Consider the following 18,063-nt stretch of genomic DNA (forward strand, 5'->3'; position numbering starts at 1 on the left):
GCCGCCCGCCGCCGACGCTGCGCCTGCCGCTCCGCCCGCCGAGGCCGCTCCCGCCGCCGAAGCCGCCAAGCCTGAGCCGACCCTGCCCACCGACGGTGACGGCGCGGTCGTCACCAACGTGCTGACCAAGGTCTGCGTCCCTATGGTCAAGGGCGGCGACTATGTCAGCTTGGCCACCGCCGCGGGCATGAAGAAGGCCAAGAAGGACGGCAATGTCGTCTACACCCTGCCGCTCACCGGCGGGGTCAAGGACTACATGGTCATCGTCGAGAACCCCGGCTCCAACAAGCAGGTCTGCTCCCTGAAGCTGCAGTATGCGATCGACGGCGAGAAGCCGATCATCCGCTCGCTCAACATCTGGGCCTATCTGCACGACCCCTACATGCCGGCCCAGCGCAACGACTACGTGCCGGCCACCGACGTGAAGCGCATCACCAACTCGTGGGAATACTTCACCGACCACGAGTCCCAGGGCCTGGTCTTCGTCCAGCTGAAGAAGCCGGACGGCACGCCCCTGAACGCCAAGTACGACCAGGCGACTCTGCTCTACAGCGAGCGCACCTTCTAAGCCGGTCGGCATTGCGAGTTTGAAGGGCGTCGGGGTGACCCGGCGCCCTTTTTCGTTGGGCAACGCCCTACCGCTCATCTCGGCGAAGGCCGAGAGCCAGGTCATGCGCATAGGCGCTCCCAGTCCTCCAGGACTCGCCCAAAATTGGTCGGCCCGGGGTGACATGCGACGTCCTTCTCCCCTTGCGGGAGAAGGTGGCCCTGCGGAGCAGGGTCGGATGAGGGGTCTCTCAAACCTCTCAAGTCCGGCGTTCTGGGACATGACGGGACAGGGCGGCGCGACCCCTCATCCGTCAGCTTCGCTGACACCTTCTCCCACAAGGGGAGAAGGAACGGATGCGGTTGGCCCGCGCCACAGGACTTGGTTCCGGGCTCTCGCCAGGATCCGGAGATGACCGGAGGGACTACAGCCCCGACAACCACTCCAGGCTGGCGCGGGCGACGTTTTCCCAGCCTTGCTCGCCGGGCAGCCAGTGGCTCATGCCGGGCATCTCCAGGAAGGTCCCACCGATGCGCTCGGCGGTCTGGCGCACGGTCCCCGACGAATGCACCACATCCCGCGATCCGGCCAGGACCAGACTAGGGACCTTCAGAGGGCCGGGCCCGAGGCTGGTGGTCATTAAGGGGTCTAGCCACCAGTTGAGGGTCTCGAACAGGGCCCGCCCGCTCTCGGGCCGCAGCCGGGCGACGCAGGCGTCACGCTCGGGCTTGGGCAGCCGGTCAAAACTGTAGGCCCGGGCCAGGCCCTGGTCCGGGCTGACCGCCTGGAACCAGAACGGCCCCAGCATGTGCAGGCCAAAGGCGGTGACCGCCTCCTCGATAGTGCCGGCCGCCACGCCCCAGGGCGGCGAGGGGGCGAGCAGCACTAGCGCCTTCAGGTCGCAGCGACGCGCGGCGAGCTGGGCCACCAGCCCGCCCATGGAATGGCCCACCAGGATCGGCGGCTCGTCCTGCTCGGCGCACAGACGGGCGATCTCGCGGGCGTAGTCGGACATCGACAGGCCGGTGACCGCCGAGGCGGACTGGCCGTCGGCGTGGCCTGGCAGGTCCGGGGTCAGGACCTTGAAGCCCGCCTCGAAGGGCATGCGGAGACGCTCGAAGGTCCAGCCGCCGCAAAAGGCGCCGTGCACCATGATGACCGTGGAGGCCAAGGACCCATCCTTCAGTTTCGCCCTCAGGCGGCGCGGCCGGGCAGACCTGCAAAGTCATGAAACGCGGCGACCACAGCCTCATAGGTCGGGCGCTTGAACGGCACAATGAGCTCGCAGACCTCATCGAGCCGCCCCCAACGCCATGCGTCGAATTCGGGCGTCCCATGGGCCTCAAGGTCGATCTCCGCCTCGTCGCCGTCGAACCGGAAAGCGAACCAGACCTGGCGCTGGCCCTTGAAGCCGCGCGCCAGCTTGCCGGTATGCTCCGGCGGGAAATCATAGGTCAGCCAGCCGTCGGTGCGGCCCAGCAGGGCGACGCTGGAGACGCCGGTCTCCTCGGCCAGCTCACGGCGGGCCGCGGTCTCCAGGTCCTCGCCGGCGTCGACCCCGCCCTGCGGGAACTGCCAGTTGTAGGGCGCCGGCGTCTTGGCCCGGCGGCCCAGCCAGACCCGGCCGTCAGGATGGAACAGCACCACGCCGACATTGGGCCGGTAGGCGGAGAGGTCTGGACTCATTTTCTCGACATGAGGGCGGAGGCGGGGGCCAGTTGATAGCCCCGATCTTCCACCCCTTGGGCCCAATTCGCCACCTGGTTGATGGTAACCGGATAGGCGAAGCCCGAGCCCAGGGCCTGGCCCCGCTGCAGGGCGCCGGCCTCCAGGGCCAGCAGCTGCTGGTCGATGGTGTCCGAGGACAGGGCGTCGTCGATGATCCGCTCGGCTGAGGCCCGCGGCAGGCCGCCGCCGCGACGGGCGGCCGAGCCATCGTCAATGAAGGCCAGGCCGCGGCTGCGCAGGGAATCGGAGAAGGCGCCCATGGCCTCGTTCGACTGCAGGAAGCGCGAGCCCAGATAGTTGGTGACCCCGAAATAGCCGGTGGCGCGGCTGAGCAGCCACTCGAGCTTCTTGACCGTCTCGGCTGGCTGGGCGCGGGACATCAGGGTGTAGGGGCCGGGATCGTTCTCGGGATAGTCGACCGGCTCCATGGGGGCTTCCAGCAGCACCTCGTGGCCATTGGCGCGGGCCAGGTCGATCCAGCCCTGCAGGTTCTCCGAATAGGGCACGAAGGACAGGGTGATTTCCGGCGGCAGGGTCTCGATGGCCTGGCGGGTGGCGGTGGCGTTCAGGCCCAGCCCACCGATCACCAGCGAGATCTTGGGCCGGCCGTTGGACGTGAAGGGCCGCGCATAGGCCTGGGCCGGGGTGCGGCCGCCGGGGCCGATCACCGGCAGCGGGCCATTGGGGCCGGCGACCGTCAGGCCGGCGATGGGGGCCGGGGGCAGGGGCGAGGTGGGATGGACGCTGCGCCCGCCGGGCAGGGTGATGGTGGCCTCACCGCCGGGGCCGGCGGGGGACTCCGACAGGCTGTAGGTCTCTTCGGCCAGGGCGGCGTCACCGCCATGCTCGGCCAGCAGAGCCTCGCGCCAGCCGGGCGGGGCAGCCATGGCGGCGACCTTGGCCAGCGAGATGCGCACCACCGGCGTACCGGCCTGCGGGTCGCCCATGGCCGCGATCAGGCCCACCGTGGTCAACAGGAACAGGCCGGCCGCGCCGCCGGCGCTGATGTAGGGATTGGACAGGGCGCGGACCAAGGCTTCCGGCGGCCGGAAGCCTCCCGAGGCCGTCGGCGTCGCGATCGCGAGTTTCTTCTTGGAAAATGCGGGCATGGGACAGGCGCTCCTGCCCAGCATGGTGAAGGAACATGGTTAATGAAAGCCTGTGCGGACGTGCTCCGGCCTGCGGCGATCCGTCCGCCCAAACTGGGCGCCAGGACTCCCCAAGTTAAGCCCCTGCTAACCGGCGCGGCCAATCCTGACCGCAAACGCCGTTATCCTGGATTGTCTCGTGCAATCTGAGGCTTGGTCGGCCCCGCACTCCACTTGCCGGACTTCGAACATGAACCTGATCGACAACTGGAAGATCTCCACAAAGATCCTGGCCGTCCTGATCTTCGTCTCGCTCGCTTTCGCCGCCAGCGCGACCTACTCCAGTCTGCAGCTGAACCACATCACCTCGACCTATGACGAACTGGCGTCGAAGAGCGAGCCCAGCGCCCTGGAAATCGCCCGCGCCAATCGCCGCATGCAGAGCATCGGCTACGCCGCCTACCGTGCGATCGCCTATGAGAGCGGTACGGCTGCGGGTGACGAGGCCAAGCATTCGTTCGAAGAGTCGATCACGAAGATGAACGACAACTTCAACAAGGCGGCCGCCCTCGACCCGAGCTCCGCCTCGAGCATCAAGGACTTCCAGAAGCGCGCCAACGCAATTGCGGAAGCGTCCCGCCAGGCCGTCGAGTTCGGCCAACTGAACCTCGCCGACCCCGCGAAGGCGGTCATGGTCGAACAGGACCCCAAGATCGAGGCCCTGACCAAGGACATCCGGACCTGGACCGACGAGCGCTCCAAGGAAGACCTGGCGATCTCGGACGCGCTGGACAAGGCCAGCGGGACGGCGATCCTGCTGAACGTGATCCTGGGCGTCGGTGGTATCGGCCTTGGCCTGGCGTTCGGCCTTTGGATGTCCCGCTCCAAGATCGTTGCGCCCTTGAACCGCCTGGCGGACCGCATGCGCAAGCTGGCGGACGGCGACTTGGCGGTCTCCGTGGAAGGCCAGGATCGCGCCGACGAAGTGGGCCAGATGGCCAAGGCCGTTCAGGTGTTCAAGGACAACGCCCTGCGGGCCCGCGAAATGGAGGCCGAGGCCGCCGAGGCGCGCGCCGCCGCCGACAGCGAACGGGGCCGCACCGAGGCCGAGCGTCGCCGTGTCGAGGCCGAGCAGGCGATGGTGGTCAAGACCCTGGCCGACAGCCTGGGCCGGCTGGCCGGCGGCGATCTGACCGCCCGGATCGAGCAGCCCTTCGAGGGCCAGTACGCCCAGATCCGCACCGACTTCAACGCCGCCGTCGACAGCCTGCGTGACGCCATGGGCGCCATCGCGGGAGCCACCCAGGGCCTGCGCGGCGGGGCGGACGAGATCTCCAGCGCCTCCAACGACCTGTCCAAGCGCACCGAACAACAGGCGGCCAGCCTGGAGGAGACGGCCGCCGCGCTGGACCAGATCACCGCCACGGTGAAGCGCAGCGCCGACGGCGCCAAGCAGGCCTCCGGCGCCGCCTCCGGCGCCCGCGCCGAGGCCGCCCAGTCCGGCCGGGTGGTCAGCGAGGCCGTCGCGGCCATGTCCGAGATCGAGCAGAGCTCGGGCCAGATCACCCAGATCATCGGCGTGATTGACGAGATCGCCTTCCAGACCAACCTCTTGGCCCTGAACGCCGGCGTCGAAGCCGCCCGGGCCGGTGACGCCGGCAAGGGCTTCGCCGTGGTCGCCTCCGAAGTGCGGGCCCTGGCCCAGCGCTCGGCCGAGGCCGCCAAGGAGATCAAGGACCTGATCGCCAGCTCCAGCGCCCAGGTCGAGCGTGGGGTGAAGCTGGTGGGCGACACTGGCCAGGCCCTGCAATCCATCGTGGCCAAGGTCTCGGAGATTGACGCCCTGATCTCGGAGATCGCGTCCTCGTCCCAGGAACAGGCCACCGGCCTCAACCAGGTCAATTCCGCCGTCAACCAGATGGACCAGGTGACCCAGCAGAACGCCGCCATGGTGGAACAGTCCACCGCCGCCGCGGCCAACCTGCGCACCGAGGCGGTGAACCTGGCCGATCTGGTCTCGCGGTTCCGCACCGGGGATTCGGTGGCGGCGACCTCGCGGCCGTCCGCCCCGGCCCGCGCGCCGGCGCCCGCGCCGCGGCCCGCCGCGGCCAAGGTGGCGGTGAACGCGCGTTACAGCGCCCCGGCCTCTTCGGACGACTGGGAAGAGTTCTAAGCCTGACCCCACGCCGCCGGGGCCTCGCGGCGGATGAGCGCAACGGAAGGGGAGCCGCCGACGCGGCTCCCCTATTGCTTACGGGGTCAGCACCATCTTCAGCGCCCCGTCCTTGCGGCCGTCGAACAGGTCGTAGGCATGGGCGCCGTCGCTGAGCGGCAGGACGTGGCTGATATAGCGCTCAGGCTTCAGCCGGCCGGCCTGGATCAGGGGGATCAGCTCCGGCCATTCCTCCGGCACCGAGCAGGTCCCGATCCGGAAGGTCAGACCCATGGCGAAGGCCCGGCCCATGGGGAAGTCGAACCGGCGGTCCTGGTTGACCCCGATCACCGACACCGTGCCGCGCTTGGCGGCCAGGCGGAGCGACAGGGAGATGGTGGCGTCTGCGCCCACCGCCTCGACGATGGAATCGACCATCCGGCCCTTGGTCATCTCGGCGATGATCTGGGGGGCGTCGGCGGGATCAAGCGCGATGGCCCCCAACTGCTCGGCGAGCTTGCGCCGCTCCGGGACCAGGTCGATGGCGAACACCCGCGCGGCGCCGAGCACGAAGGCGCCCTCCACCGCCATCAGCCCGATAGGGCCGAGGCCGACCACGGCCACCGTCTTGCCCGACGAAATCTCCGCGTTGCGGCACCCGAACCAGGCCGTGGCCAGGCTGTCGGTCATCATCAGCGCCTGGTCGGTCGTGATGCCTTCAGGGATGAGCGTGGCGTTGAAGTCGGCCGCCGGCACCCGCATCGCCTCGGCCTGGCAGCCTTCCAGGCGGGCCGACAGGCCGTAGCAGCCGGCGGCGTTGTTGGCGCAGTTGACCACATTGCCCGCCAGGCAGGAGGCGCAGGCCCCGCAGCCCACGGCGGCGGACATCATCACCTTGTCCCCGACCTTCAGGCGCTTCACCGCCCGGCCGATCTCGACCACCTCGCCCACCGCCTCGTGGCCGACGCAGAAGCCGAAGTCCTCGGAGAAGCCGTGGCCGTGATAGATGTGCAGGTCCGAGCCGCAGATGGCGCAGCGGTCGATCTTGATGATCGCGTCCTGGTCGCTGGCCAGCTTGGGATCGTCCATGGACTCGTAGCGGATGTCCCGGGCGCCGAAATAACGCAGAGCCTTCATGGTCGCCTCCTCTAGCGGGCGTTCTGCTGGTTGTACTCGCGGATCTTCTGCTTCCCGAGCTGGGACATGTGGACCTCGTCCGGGCCGTCAGCGATGCGCAGGTAGCGGTTCAGGGTGAAGAAGTAGGCGATCGGGGTGTCGTCCGACACGCCCATGCCGCCATGGGCTTGCAGGGCGCGGTCGGCGATGGTCTGGGCCATCTGCGGCGCCACCACCTTGATGGCGGCGATCAGGTCCTTGGCGACCTTGTTGCCATAGCGGTCCATCTGGTCGGCGGCCTTGAAGGTCAAGAGGCGGGCCATCTCGATCTCGCAATAGGAGCGAGCCACGTCCTGCCGGATGCTGGACTGGTCGGACAGCTTCTTGCCGAAGGCGACGCGGTTCTCGACCCGGCGGGCCATGATCTCCAGCGCCCGCTGGGCCTGGCCGATGGAGCGCATGCAGTGGTGGATGCGCCCCGGGCCGAGGCGGCCCTGCGCGATCTCAAAGCCGCGGCCCTCGCCCAGGATCAGGTTGGACTTGGGCACCCGCACGTTCTCGAACTTCAGCTCGCACTCGCCGCCCGGCGAGTTCATGGAGCCGAACACGGTCTGGTTCCGCACGATGGTCACGCCCGGGGTCGAGCGCGGCACGATGATGGTCGAGTGCTGGGCGTGGCGCGGGTTGTCCAGCAGGGTCTTGCCCATGACCAGGAACAGGTCGCAGCGGGGATGCATGGCGCCGGAGATCCACCACTTGCGCCCGTTCAGCACATAGTCGTCGCCGTCCGGCAGGATGGTGAGCTCCAGGTTGGTGGCGTCGGAGGAGGCCACCTGCGGCTCGGTCATCACATAGGCCGAGCGGATCTCGCCGTTCAGCAGCGGGGTCAGCCACTGGGCCTGCTGCTCGGGGCTGCCGTACTTGGCCAGCACCTCCATGTTGCCGGTGTCGGGCGCCGAGCAGTTGAACACCTGGCTGGACCACGGTACGCGGCCCATGATCTCGGCCAGGGGCGCGTATTCCAGGTTGGTCAGGCCGGGGCTGAATTCGCCATACTCATGGGGCAGGAACAGGTTCCACAGGCCCTCGGCGCGGGCCTTGGCCTTCAGGTCCTCCATGCCCGGCCACTCCTGCCACAGGTTGGCCGGGTCGTGGACGAAGTGATGGTAGGCGTCCTCGTTCGGATAGATGTGAGCGTCCATGAACGCCTCAAGCCTGGCGATCAGGGCCTTCACCTTGTCGGTGTGTTCGAACTGCATGGGGATCTCTCGGAGTCTCGGGGAGGGGGCGTCAGCGGATCCAGCGCAGGGCGCGCTCGAACAGGCTGATGGTGTGGGCGTGGAGACGGTCGCCGGTCTCCTTCGGGGCCTGGCCGGCGCAGGCGCGGGCATGGGTGCCCTCGAGGATCAGGCCAAGCTTGTAGCAGGCCAGCACCGCGTACCAGTCGATGTGGCTCATGTCGCGGGAGGTGCGCGGCCGGTAGTGGTCGACCAGTTCGGTCGGGCTCGGGAAGCCGCCCCAAGGCTGGATATTGACCCCGAACTCGCGGGGCTGCTCGTCCTCCTGCCAGGTGGCTAGCAGCCAGCCGAGGTCCAGCAGGGGATCGCCGATGGTGGTCAGCTCCCAGTCGACGATGGCGGCGAGCTCGGGCCCATCATGGCGGAACATCACATTGGCCAGGTGGTAGTCGCCGTGGATGATCCCCGGCTGGAAGGTCGGCGGACGGTGCTGTTCCAGCCAGGCGGCGACCTGGTCGACGCCCGGGATCTGGCCCGGCCCGGTCCAGCCCGGAAACTGGGCGTAGCTGTCCAGCTGGGCCTTCCAACGGGCCACCTGGCGCTCCAGGTAGTTGTCCACCTTGCCGAAGTCCGACAGGCCGAGCGCCTGGTAGTCCAGGGCGCCCAGGGCCGCGATCCCCTCCACCAGGGCCAGACCCATGCGGTGGCGGATATCGGGGGAGCCGGCATGCAGGGGCGGCAGGCCGGTGGACGGGTTGAAGCCATCGATGGGCTCCATCAGGTAGAAGGCCGCGCCGATCACGTCCTCAGCCGCGCAGGCGGCGATCAGGCCGGGATGGGGGACATCCGTGCCCTTCAGCGCGCCGAGCATGCGGGCCTCGCGGCGCATGGTGTCGTTGGAATTGGCCCGCAGATGCGGCGGCGGCCGGCGCAGGACATAGGTCCGCCCCGCGCGCGAGAACCGCAGCAGGATGTTCTGCGTCCCGCCGCCCAGCAGGGTGGCGTCCTCAATGGGGCCGGCCCCCAGGCCTTGCCCATCCATCCAGCCGGCCAGGGCCGTCAGGTCCACTTGTGTTTCCACCCGTCCGGTCCTCCGCCCGGTTTAAGTCAATTGGATAATGCAGTTGACCTAAACCCTATGCAATGAGATTCAGCACCCATGACGTTGCGTGAAGCCAAGTCCCGAGGCGCGGCCGCCGAGACCCTGAAGCGGGTCGCCAGGCGTCTGTTCGCCGAGCGCGGGGTGGATGGCGTGACGGTGCGCCAGATCGCCGAGGCCGCCGGCCAGAAAAACCACGCCGCCGTCGGCTACTATTTCGGCTCCAAGGAGGCCCTGATCCGCGAGCTGGTGGTGGACGGCGCCCGGCTGATCGACGAGGCCCGCAACGCCTGGCTGGACCGGCTGGAGGCGCAAGGCGGACCCCGCGCCGTGGCCGAGGTGGTGGACGCCCTGGTCTATCCGTCCCTGGCCGCCCAGGACCGCGAGAACGACTACAACCGCTTCATCGTCATGCTGTCCACCACCCACCGGGACCTGTTCATGGATGCGCTCGGCGGGCGCTGGAACTCCGGCTATCTGCGCTGCCTGGACCACCTGCGCCGGCTGACGCCCGGCCTGACCGCGACCCTCCAGAGCCAGCGGTTCGTCTTCCTGGGGGCGAGCCTGGGCAGCGTCCTGGCCATGCGCGAGGCCGAGCTGGCGGACGCCAGTCGCGAGCATCCGACCTGGGGTTCCGCCCAGACCCTGGCCCATTTCGCCCAAGGTCTGACCGCCATGCTCACAGCGCCTGCGCCACCCGAGCCCGCCCTGGACCCCGCCGCCGCCGGGTGACAGGCTGCGGGCCTGAAGATTCCTTGTCCGGGGGCGGCGATGGGGTGGAGATCTTGGCTGGCGGGCGGGCTTATGGCCCTGCTGATGGCGCCGGCGGCGCTCGCCAAGCCCATCGAGGTCAAGGTGGTGGTGCTGACCACCTTCGAGGTGGGCGCCGACACCGGCGACGCGCCCGGCGAATTCCAGGCCTGGGCCGAGCGCTGGCCCCTGAAGACCAGCCTGAAGGTTCCGGGGATCGCGCGGCCGGTCCGCCTGTCCGAAGACGGGGTCCTGGGCGTGGTCACCGGCATGCGCGGGCGGGCGCGGGAGAGTGTCGCGGCCCTGGTCCTGTCCCCCCAGTTCGACCTCAGCCACGCCTATTGGGTGGTGGCGGGCATCGCCGGCGTCGATCCGCGCCAGGGCGCTGTCGGCTCGGCCGCCTGGGCCCGCTATGTGGTCGACGCAGATCCGCCCTTCGAACTGGATGATCGGGAGCTGCCGCCCGGCTGGGATGTGGGCATCTATGGCCCGGGCGCCGCCCGCCCGGGCGTGAAGGGCTCAGCGCCTGGGTCCAGCGACATGGTCTGGCGCCTCGACCCCGGCCTGGTGAACTGGGCCTACGGCCTGACGCGGGATATCGCCCTGCCGACCGAGCCGGCCCAGGCGATCCGCAGTCGGTTTGCGACGGAGCCGGCGGCCCAGGCGCCACCCAAGGTCTTCCTGGGCGATGCGCTCGGCACGGTGCGCTTCTGGCATGGCGAGCGGCGCACCGCCTGGGCACGTGACTGGGTGCGGGTCTGGACCGACGGCGCCGGGGTCTTCGCCATGAGCGACTGCGAGGACCAGGGTGTCCTGGACGTCCTGTCCCTTCATGGCCGCGAGGGGCGGATCGACCCGGCCCGTATCCTCGTCCTGCGCACCGCCAGCAACTACACCCGCGAAGGCGACGGCGAGACCCAGGCCGTGGAGTTCACTGAGGGCGGCGCCCGCGCCGGCTTCGAGGCCGCCTGGCGGACCGGATCGCCCGTGGTGCGCGCCCTGGTCGCCGGCTGGCCGCGTTACAGAGATCAGAGCCCCGGAGCCCGGCCATGAGCCTTCTCGACCGCCTGTTCGACCTCAAGGCCCGCGGAACCACTGTGCGCACCGAGGTGCTGGCCGGCGCCACCACCTTCATGACCATGGCCTACATCATCCTGGTCAATCCCTCGATCCTGTCCCAGGCGGGCCTGCCGGCGGCGGGCGTCGCGGCGGCCACCTGCCTGGCGGCGGGGGTGGGCTGCCTGATCATGGGCCTGTTCGCCAACTACCCCATCGCGCTCGCCCCCGGCATGGGGCTGAACGCCTACTTCACCTTCACGGTGGTGCTGGGCATGGGCGTGCCCTGGCGGGTGGCTCTGGGCCTCGTCTTCATCTCCGGCGTTGTCTTCCTGTTCCTGACGCTCACCGGCGTGCGGCGGTTGATCGTCAGCGCGATCCCCAGGGCCCTGTTCGCCGCCATCGCCGCCGGCATCGGCCTGTTCATCGCCTTCATCGGCTTGAAGAGCGCCGGGCTGGTGGTCGCCAACCCCGCCACAACAGTGGCGTTGGGCGACGTGAAGCAGCCCATGACCCTGCTGGCCCTGGGCGGCCTGGCCCTGATCGCGGTGCTGGAGGTGCTGAAGGTCCGGGGCGGCATCCTGATCGGCATCGTCGCCACCACCCTGGTTGGCTGGGCCGCCGGGCTCGTGCACTGGAACCCCCAGGCCTACAGCGTCGCCGAGATGACCTCGACCGCCTTCCAGCTCGACCTGAAGGGCGCGCTGGGCCTGGGCGGCCACGGGATCGGCCTGGCCCTGGTGGAGATCCTGTTCGTCTTCGTCTTCGTCGACCTGTTCGACAATGTCGGCACCCTCGTCGCCGTGACCACCAAGGCCGGCCTGGTGGCGCCCGACGGGACCATCCCGCGCCTCAACCGCATCCTGGTGGCCGACGCCGCGGCGACCACCGTCGGCGCCCTGGCCGGGACCAGCACGGTGGTGAGCTATATCGAGAGCGCGTCGGGAGTTTCGGCCGGCGGGCGCACCGGCCTGACCGCCGTGGTGGTCGGCCTGTTGTTCCTGGTCGCCCTGTTCGCGGCGCCGCTCGCCCAGGCGATTCCCGCCGCCGCCACCGCACCGGCCCTGATCCTGGTGGGCGCGATGATGATGGCGCCCCTGGCCGACATCGACTGGGCCGACCCGTCCGTGGCGATCCCGGCCTTCCTGACCCTGGTGGCCATCCCGCTGACCTTCTCCATCGCCAACGGCCTGGCCTTCGGGGTCATCGCCTATGTCGGTATCCGGGCCCTGACCGGCCGGCTGAAGCGGGGCGACTGGCTGCTGGCGGTGCTGGCCGTCCTGTTCATCGCCCGCTTCGCCTATATGGCCGCGGCCTAGCCGCTCTCTGCTCATCCCGGTGAAGACCGGGATGAGCAGTTTGGGGGAGGCGCTAGCGGTTCAAGACCTCCAGCGCCGTCGCGGCCAGGATCTTCACGCCGGAATTGTCGGTGCTGGCCGGGCCTGCGCCGATGCCGTCGAGGTTGCGCTTGAACACGCCCTGGCTGATCGAGGCCAGGCGGAACAGGGAGAAGGCGAGGTAGAAGGGAAAGTCGGTGATCTCCCCCCGGCCGGTCAGTTTCGTATAGGCCGCCACGTATTCGGCCTCGGTCGGGATGCCGCTGGCGACGATGTCGACGCCGTCGAGCGTGCCCCAGCTCTCCGAGCGCGAGTGCCACAGGATGCAGTTGTAGCCGAGGTCGGCCAGCGGGTGGCCGAGCGTGCAGAGCTCCCAGTCCAGCACCGCGATGATCCGGGGCTCGGTCGGGTGGAACATCACGTTCTCGAGCCGATAGTCGCCGTGGGCGATGGTCACCGTGTCGTCGGCCGGGATCCGCTTCGGCAGGGCCTCGATCAGGGCCTCCATGTCCGGGATCAGCTCAGTCTCGGCGCCGCGGTACTGCTTGATCCAGCGGCCCACCTGGCGCTCGAAATAGTTGCCGGGCTTGCCGAAGTCCGACAGGCCGACCTTTTCCACGTCGACGGCGTGCAGCTTTGTCATCACGCGGATCAGCTCGTCATAGATGGCCCGACGCTCAGTGGGGCTCATGTCGGGCAGGCGGGCGTCGCGGAAGATGCGGCCCTCCAGGAAGTCCATGACGTAGAAGCTGGTGCCGACGACGCTGTCGTCCTCGCACAGGCCGCGCATGCGCGGCACGGGGAAGTCCGCGCCGCCCAGGGCCTTCATCACACGGTACTCGCGGTCGACCTGGTGGGCGGAGGCCAGCAGCTGGCCCGGCGGCTTCTTGCGCATCACAAAGCGCGCGCCCGGCGTGGTCAGCAGGTAGGTGGGATTGGACTGGCCGCCCTGGAACTGGCGCACCTCCAGCGGGCCGGCATAGCCTTCGACATTCGCGGCGAGCCAGCGGTCGAGCGCGGCCTCGTCCAGGCGGTGAGCCTCGCGCACATCGCCGATGGTCGGCTTGCCGGGGTCCTGACCTGCGGCCTGGCTCATGACGTCTCCTCCTCGTTTGGCGAGAGGTTAGACGCCCTTCCGCAAGGGTGGGGAAGTCCTCCCCCATGAAATGGGGGGAGGACCAAGAGCTACTTCTTCGCCTGCGGCGGTTCGACCTTGGGGGCCTTGGGGCCAATCACCTCGGCCAGGCGGGCCTGGGGCTTGGGCAGCTTGGGCGTGGCGGCGACGGAGCCGTACTTCAGCACGTCCTCGGCGCGGCTCAGCTGGAAGTCGCCGGTCTTGGCGTCGAAGCCTTCAGGCGGGGCCTCCGCCGGCTCGTGGGCGCCGATGCGCGCCTTGCCCTCCTCGGCGTTGAGCGCGTTGCGGAACGAGGCTTCCGAGAACTGGAAGGCGCGGTTGGCGATGGCCTGGGCGTCCTCGCGGGTCTGGGCGACCTCGAGGTCCGGGATGATGCCGGTCTTCTGGATCGACTTGCCGGACGGCGTGTAATAGCGCGCCGTGGTGAGCTTCAGCGCCCCGTCCATGCCGCCGCGCAGCGGGATGACGGTCTGGACCGAGCCCTTGCCGAAGCTGGTCAGGCCCACGACCTCGGCCCGCTTGCGGTCCTGCAGGGCGCCGGCGACGATCTCGGCCGCCGAGGCGGTGCCGGAATTGGTCAGCACGACGATGGGCGCGCCGCCGGTCGCATCGCCCGGACGGGCGTTATAGCGCTCGACGTCGCGGGGATCGCGGCCACGCTGGGAGACGATCTCGCCGCCTTCCAGGAACAGGTCGGAAATCCCCACCGCCTGGTCGAGCAGGCCGCCGGGGTTGTTGCGCAGGTCAAGGATCCAGCCCTTGATCTTGGGGTTCTTGGCCCGCAGGTCGGTGATCACCGCCTCGGCCTCGTCGGTGGTCTTCTCGTTGAAGGCCGAGACCCGCAGATAGCCGTAGTCGCCGATCAGCTTGCCGGTCGCCGACTTGGTCTTGATGACCTCGCGCACCAGCTTGACGTCGAAGGGATCGGTCTTCTCGCGGGCGATGGTCAGGGTGACCGCCTCGCCCGGCTTGCCGCGCATCTGCTTCACGGCGTCGGAGACCGACAGGCCCAGCACGCTGCCGCCATTGACGGCGGTGATGTAGTCGCCGGCCTTGATCCCCGCCTTGAAGGCCGGGGTGCCGTCCATGGGCGAGATCACCTTGACCACGCCGTCCTCGCTGGTGACCTCGATGCCGAGGCCGCCATATTCGCCGCGCGTCTGATCGCGCATGTCGTCGAAGGACTCGGGGTTCAGATAGTTCGAGTGCGGATCGAGCGAGGTCAGCATGCCGTCGATGGCCGCCTCGATCAGCTTCTTGTCGTCGACCTCGGTGACGTACTGGCGCTCGACCGTGTCGAGCACGTCGCCGAACAGTTCCAGCATCTTGTAGGTGTTGGTCCGGGGCTGGGCCGAGGCCAGGGCCTGCTGGCTCACATAGGCCATGGAGCCCGCCCCGAGGACGAAGGCCGAAACACCGATCAGCAGATACTTGCGCATAGTCTGGCCCTAGGGCTCCCTTGCGGCGGAATTACGCCGCCGCGCGTCTACTTCCCCGAAAAAGAGCCAAACAGCTCGAAGTCTTTGCGGCCCGCCGATCTTTCGTCGGCTCAGCCCTTGATCCAGCGCCCCGGATCCACCGGGTCGTCGCGCCGGCGGACCTCCAGATAGAGTTCGGTGGGCTTGTCGCGGCCCTCCGCCATCCATCCGACCGGCGCGCCCGCGGCGACCGACTGACCGACCCCGGCCGTCGCCCGATCCAGGCCAGCCAACACCAGATGGTATCCCCCGGCCAATCTCAAGATCAATATGAGGCCCCAACCCTTAACCGGGCCTACATATTGGACAACGCCGTCGGCGGGCGCCTCGACCCGCGCGCCGGCCTCGGCGGCGAAGGTCATGCCGCGCGCACGGTCGCCCCCGGCCAGGCGATCCCCATAGCGGCGCATGATCAGGCCCTTCGTGGGCTGGACCAGGCTGGTGGGCGCCAGGACGGGGCGGGTGTCATTCAGGCCGTCATCGGTCAGGTCGATGGGGTCGGCCTCGGCGCCGGAACCCTGGCGGTCGGCCCGCAGGCTGGCCTGGGCGAACATGGCGGCGGATGCGACGGCGGCCAGCCGGCGCTGGCGGGCGATCTCGCGGGCCTCGGCGGCATAGGCCTTGGCCCGGCGTTCCATCTCCGGCGTCAGGGCCTTGATCAGGATCGCGGCGCGGGCCGCGTCCACCGCGTCGCCGGGGCTGACCAGCAGAGCCGGCGGCGGATCGCGGCGATAGCGGACCAGGACGGTGAGCAGGCGCGACAGGCGGTTCAGGTTGCGGCCCTGCTCGGCGTTGAGCTCGGTCTCGCGCAGGTTCAGACGCGCCAGGTCGGTGATCGCGGCCCAGCCCACGGCGGCGACGGACAAGGCGGCCAGCCCGGCCGCGGCGGCGATCAACAGGGGTTTCTTCGCGACCTCAGTCACGATGGTAGGGGCTCCCGGCCAGGATGGTCACCGCACGATAGACCTGTTCGGCCAGCATGGCGCGCGCCAGGGCGTGGGGCCAGGTCTGGGGACCAAAGGCGAGCTTGCCCTGGGCCTCGGCGACTAGGGCCGGGTCCAGGCCGTCGGCCCCGCCGATCAGGAACACCAGCCGGCGCACCCCGTCATCGCGCAGACGCGCGACCTCTGCCGCGAAGGCGCGGGAGGCGCGGGCCTGGCCGCGTTCGTCGCAGGCGATGACGTGGGCGTCGGCCAGGTGGGCCTTCAGCACCTCGGCCTCGGCGGCCTTGCCGGGCTTGCGGGCCTCGACCTCGATCACCTCGACGGGACCAAGACCCAGGGCGCGGCCGGCGGCGGTCGCGCGGTCGACATAGGTCTGGACAAGGTCCCGCTCCGGCGAGCGGGGCAGCCGCCCCACGGCCAGGATGGTGATCTTCACGAGGCGAAGAGGCCGATCAGGACAGGGCGGCGGTCTTGGGCGGCTCGACCGACCAGATCTTCTCGATGTTGTAGAACGAGCGGACTTCCGGACGGAACAGGTGGACGATGACGTCCCCGGTGTCGATCAGCACCCAGTCGCAGTGCGGCAGGCCTTCGACCCGCGCCTTGCCGTAGCCCTGTTCCTTCAGGGCGCGCAGCAGGTGGTCGGCCATGGCGCCGACGTGACGATGCGAACGGCCGGAGGCGACGATCAGCCCGTCGGCGACCGCGCTCTTGCCTTTGAGATCGATGAAAATCACGTCCTGGGCCTTGTCGTCATCCAGACGGGCCAGGATCATTTCCTCCAGCGCGGCGATGCGCTGCTGGGGGTCCGAAGACTCGGCCGAAACCGGGGTCTCGTGCGCGCGTGGCGCAGGTTCAGGGCTCAGCGGGGTCGCTCCTTTGTTGCCTCGCTAAAACTCCCCATACCACGGAAATGGCCCTTTTCCCAGGGCGCCGAATCACAAGCCCGCCATCAGCCCTTGCGCATGCGTTCGCGCAGGGCCGTGGAGGACTGGAAGTTCAGGGGGCCGGTCAGGAACACCCAGCGCGGCGGGGCGGCGCCAGGCAGCAGGGGCGCCTGGGAAATCGGCCGCCTGGCGGCCGCGAACCGGCGGGCGGCGGGCGAGAACCGGCTCTTCAGGGAGATCCAGGGGCGGGAGACCACGGCGACCGGCGCGCCGCCCATGATCTCGGTCCAGCCCCGCCAGCGATGGAAGCCGGCCAGGCTGTCGGCGCCCATGATCCAGACGAACTGCACGCCCGGAAAGCGCGCCTTCAACACCCTCAGGGTGTCGATGGTGTAGGCCGAGCCGATCCGGGTCTCGGCGGCGGAGACGATCATCGAGCGGCCGCGGGCGTAGCGGCGCACCCCGGCCATCCGGTCGGCCAGGCTGGCGGTTTCGCGGGAGGATTTCAGCGGGTTCTGGGGCGAGACCAGCCAGATCACCCGGTCCAGCTTCAGACGCTTGCGCGCGGTCTCGGCCACGTGGGCGTGGCCCTCATGGGCCGGATTGAACGAGCCGCCATAGAGCCCCACCCGCATCCCGCGCGAGAGCGTGAAGCCCAGGCGCAGGGTGGCGGGCCGGCCGGCTTCAGGAACGCGGCGCGCGGGCCCGGCGAACCACATGGCGGTCCTCCTGGTTCAAGGCCGCCCTGGGGGGCGGGCCGCCGTCGCGGGATTGCGGTCGAGCTCGATATCGGTCTGGCGCACCCGGGCGCGGATGGTGAAGACCCCGTCCCCGGACAGCACGCCGCCGCGGGCGAACAGCCGGCCGTTCTCCCAGTTGGAGAGGCCGAGCTCAGGCTTGTTCAGGGCGTACTGGCCGTCCACCCAGCGGGTGAAGCCGTCGCCGGTGAAGGGGGCGTCGATGGCCGAGAAGAAGGCCTCGTGCGCGGCCGGATCCTCGGCGATCAGGCTGGCGGCGAACCGGGGGCTGTGGGCGTTGAACAGGGCCACCGCCTCGGCGGCGTCCTCCACCACGGTCAGGCTGACCTCCGGCGTTTCCTCCCACTCCCATTCGCGGCCGAGATCGGCCTCGGCCAGGGGGGTGACGAGGGCCTCGGTGGTCACGCCCTCGGCGCGGTGCACGGCGCCGCTGCGGCTGCGCCAGGCCTCGGGAATCAGCGGCCAGGCGGCGGGGGCGGCGTGCAGGCGCCAGCCCTTGCGACGCCGGCCTGCGGCCTCCAGGGCCTCCAGGAACACCGGGATCAGCTCGTGGGCTCGCGACCGGACGATGCAGCAGGTGTTGAGGGTGTTGCAGACCTTGCGGTCCAGCGAGTGGAAGACCGCGGCGGCGAAGCGTTCGGCGTCGGCGGTGGCGTCCGCCACCATCCAGGCGCCGCCCGTGCCGTGCAGGCTGACCGGAACCCCGGCCTGGCGCGCCACAGCGCCCAGCTGGGCCACGGCCGGGCCGGA

At 69.6% G+C, this 18,063-nt stretch carries 17 protein-coding genes and 1 pseudogene; 5 read left to right on the top strand and 13 right to left on the bottom strand.

Going from position 1 to position 18,063, the window contains the following annotated elements; all coding sequences use genetic code 11:
- Positions 1 to 568: hypothetical protein (locus ACFQ27_RS18190; protein ID WP_377354589.1), on the top strand; the 568-nt coding region annotated here is incomplete at its 5' end.
- Between the two features lie 403 nt (positions 569 to 971).
- Here the strand turns inward: ACFQ27_RS18190 and ACFQ27_RS18195 are convergent.
- From ACFQ27_RS18195 to ACFQ27_RS18205, 3 genes are read right to left on the bottom strand one after another with little or no spacing between them, the layout of a single operon-like run.
- Complete coding sequence (locus ACFQ27_RS18195) at positions 972 to 1,718, bottom strand: alpha/beta fold hydrolase (RefSeq protein ID WP_377354591.1); 747 nt, start codon at positions 1,716 to 1,718, stop codon at positions 972 to 974.
- Between the two features lie 23 nt (positions 1,719 to 1,741).
- Positions 1,742 to 2,233 (bottom strand): RNA pyrophosphohydrolase, encoded by a 492-nt coding sequence (locus ACFQ27_RS18200; protein ID WP_377354592.1) that lies wholly within the window; start codon positions 2,231 to 2,233, stop codon positions 1,742 to 1,744.
- A complete protein-coding gene (locus ACFQ27_RS18205) occupies positions 2,230 to 3,384 on the bottom strand; it encodes a divergent polysaccharide deacetylase family protein (protein WP_374345924.1) in 1,155 nt (384 codons plus the stop codon). Before ACFQ27_RS18205 ends, ACFQ27_RS18200 begins: the two co-directional genes overlap by 4 nt.
- A gap of 229 nt (positions 3,385 to 3,613) precedes the next feature.
- Here ACFQ27_RS18205 and ACFQ27_RS18210 point away from each other — a divergent pair, with 229 nt between their 5' ends.
- The gene (locus ACFQ27_RS18210) at positions 3,614 to 5,536 is read left to right on the top strand and encodes a methyl-accepting chemotaxis protein (RefSeq protein WP_377354593.1); all 1,923 of its coding nucleotides are present in this window, start codon (positions 3,614 to 3,616) and stop codon (positions 5,534 to 5,536) included.
- Positions 5,537 to 5,614: 78 nt separating this feature from the next.
- Here the strand turns inward: ACFQ27_RS18210 and ACFQ27_RS18215 are convergent, their stop codons facing one another.
- Genes ACFQ27_RS18215 through ACFQ27_RS18225 form a run of 3 tightly spaced genes read right to left on the bottom strand, consistent with a single transcriptional unit; the run spans position 5,615 to position 8,938 of the window.
- Positions 5,615 to 6,652, bottom strand: coding sequence for an alcohol dehydrogenase family protein (locus ACFQ27_RS18215; protein WP_374345926.1), 1,038 nt, complete (start codon positions 6,650 to 6,652; stop codon positions 5,615 to 5,617).
- A gap of 11 nt (positions 6,653 to 6,663) precedes the next feature.
- On the bottom strand, positions 6,664 to 7,890 hold the full coding sequence (locus ACFQ27_RS18220) for an acyl-CoA dehydrogenase family protein (RefSeq protein WP_374345927.1): 1,227 nt from the start codon (positions 7,888 to 7,890) through the stop codon (positions 6,664 to 6,666).
- Positions 7,891 to 7,921: 31 nt separating this feature from the next.
- Positions 7,922 to 8,938, bottom strand: coding sequence for a phosphotransferase family protein (locus ACFQ27_RS18225; RefSeq protein WP_374345928.1), 1,017 nt, complete (start codon positions 8,936 to 8,938; stop codon positions 7,922 to 7,924).
- 90 nt (positions 8,939 to 9,028) lie between these two features.
- Between ACFQ27_RS18225 and ACFQ27_RS18230 the strand changes: the two genes are divergently transcribed.
- From ACFQ27_RS18230 to ACFQ27_RS18240, 3 genes are all read left to right on the top strand, one after another.
- Positions 9,029 to 9,700, top strand: a complete 672-nt coding sequence (locus ACFQ27_RS18230; RefSeq protein ID WP_374345929.1) for a TetR/AcrR family transcriptional regulator — start codon at positions 9,029 to 9,031, stop codon at positions 9,698 to 9,700.
- 72 nt (positions 9,701 to 9,772) lie between these two features.
- Positions 9,773 to 10,771: a purine nucleoside permease gene (locus ACFQ27_RS18235; RefSeq protein WP_377354594.1), complete on the top strand. Its 999-nt coding sequence runs from the start codon at positions 9,773 to 9,775 to the stop codon at positions 10,769 to 10,771.
- On the top strand, positions 10,768 to 12,093 hold the full coding sequence (locus ACFQ27_RS18240) for an NCS2 family permease (protein ID WP_374345932.1): 1,326 nt from the start codon (positions 10,768 to 10,770) through the stop codon (positions 12,091 to 12,093). The genes ACFQ27_RS18235 and ACFQ27_RS18240 overlap by 4 nt, the downstream gene beginning before the upstream one ends.
- 52 nt (positions 12,094 to 12,145) lie before the next feature.
- On the opposite strand, the gene ACFQ27_RS18245 is transcribed toward ACFQ27_RS18240, so the two are convergent.
- From ACFQ27_RS18245 to ACFQ27_RS18275, 7 genes and pseudogenes are all read right to left on the bottom strand, one after another.
- Positions 12,146 to 13,207 carry a phosphotransferase gene (locus ACFQ27_RS18245; RefSeq protein ID WP_374345933.1) on the bottom strand — a complete coding sequence of 354 codons (1,062 nt, stop codon included), beginning with the start codon at positions 13,205 to 13,207 and terminating at the stop codon, positions 12,146 to 12,148.
- Positions 13,208 to 13,296: 89 nt separating this feature from the next.
- Entirely contained in the window at positions 13,297 to 14,685 is a 1,389-nt protein-coding gene (locus ACFQ27_RS18250; protein ID WP_377354595.1) for a S41 family peptidase, read from the bottom strand.
- 110 nt (positions 14,686 to 14,795) lie between these two features.
- Complete coding sequence (locus tag ACFQ27_RS18255; protein ID WP_374345935.1) at positions 14,796 to 15,647, bottom strand: murein hydrolase activator EnvC family protein; 852 nt, start codon at positions 15,645 to 15,647, stop codon at positions 14,796 to 14,798.
- Positions 15,640 to 16,104: a 23S rRNA (pseudouridine(1915)-N(3))-methyltransferase RlmH gene (rlmH, locus tag ACFQ27_RS18260; protein WP_374345937.1), complete on the bottom strand. Its 465-nt coding sequence runs from the start codon at positions 16,102 to 16,104 to the stop codon at positions 15,640 to 15,642. The genes ACFQ27_RS18255 and rlmH overlap by 8 nt, the downstream gene beginning before the upstream one ends.
- Positions 16,105 to 16,120: 16 nt before the next feature.
- Entirely contained in the window at positions 16,121 to 16,534 is a 414-nt protein-coding gene (rsfS, locus tag ACFQ27_RS18265) for a ribosome silencing factor (protein ID WP_374346147.1), read from the bottom strand.
- An 86-nt stretch (positions 16,535 to 16,620) separates the two neighbouring features.
- Positions 16,621 to 17,274: a nicotinate-nucleotide adenylyltransferase gene (locus tag ACFQ27_RS18270; RefSeq protein WP_374345938.1), complete on the bottom strand. Its 654-nt coding sequence runs from the start codon at positions 17,272 to 17,274 to the stop codon at positions 16,621 to 16,623.
- 15 nt (positions 17,275 to 17,289) lie between these two features.
- Positions 17,290 to 18,063 (bottom strand): annotated as a pseudogene (locus tag ACFQ27_RS18275) (aldehyde dehydrogenase family protein); the annotation flags it as partial.

The organism is Phenylobacterium conjunctum (genome assembly GCF_042679085.1).
In the GTDB taxonomy this organism is placed as follows: domain Bacteria; phylum Pseudomonadota; class Alphaproteobacteria; order Caulobacterales; family Caulobacteraceae; genus Phenylobacterium; species Phenylobacterium conjunctum.

Excerpts from the sequence above, each read along its gene's own strand:
- ACFQ27_RS18200 (WP_377354592.1), bottom strand. The coding sequence starts at position 2,233 with ATGAGTCCAGACCTCTCCGCCTACCGGCCCAATGTCGGCGTGGTGCTG.
- ACFQ27_RS18205 (WP_374345924.1), bottom strand. The coding sequence starts at position 3,384 with ATGCCCGCATTTTCCAAGAAGAAACTCGCGATCGCGACGCCGACGGCC.
- ACFQ27_RS18210 (WP_377354593.1), top strand. The coding sequence starts at position 3,614 with ATGAACCTGATCGACAACTGGAAGATCTCCACAAAGATCCTGGCCGTC.
- ACFQ27_RS18215 (WP_374345926.1), bottom strand. The coding sequence starts at position 6,652 with ATGAAGGCTCTGCGTTATTTCGGCGCCCGGGACATCCGCTACGAGTCC.
- ACFQ27_RS18220 (WP_374345927.1), bottom strand. The coding sequence starts at position 7,890 with ATGCAGTTCGAACACACCGACAAGGTGAAGGCCCTGATCGCCAGGCTT.
- ACFQ27_RS18230 (WP_374345929.1), top strand. The coding sequence starts at position 9,029 with ATGACGTTGCGTGAAGCCAAGTCCCGAGGCGCGGCCGCCGAGACCCTG.
- ACFQ27_RS18235 (WP_377354594.1), top strand. The coding sequence starts at position 9,773 with ATGGCCCTGCTGATGGCGCCGGCGGCGCTCGCCAAGCCCATCGAGGTC.
- ACFQ27_RS18240 (WP_374345932.1), top strand. The coding sequence starts at position 10,768 with ATGAGCCTTCTCGACCGCCTGTTCGACCTCAAGGCCCGCGGAACCACT.
- ACFQ27_RS18245 (WP_374345933.1), bottom strand. The coding sequence starts at position 13,207 with ATGAGCCAGGCCGCAGGTCAGGACCCCGGCAAGCCGACCATCGGCGAT.
- ACFQ27_RS18250 (WP_377354595.1), bottom strand. The coding sequence starts at position 14,685 with ATGCGCAAGTATCTGCTGATCGGTGTTTCGGCCTTCGTCCTCGGGGCG.
- ACFQ27_RS18270 (WP_374345938.1), bottom strand. The coding sequence starts at position 17,274 with ATGTGGTTCGCCGGGCCCGCGCGCCGCGTTCCTGAAGCCGGCCGGCCC.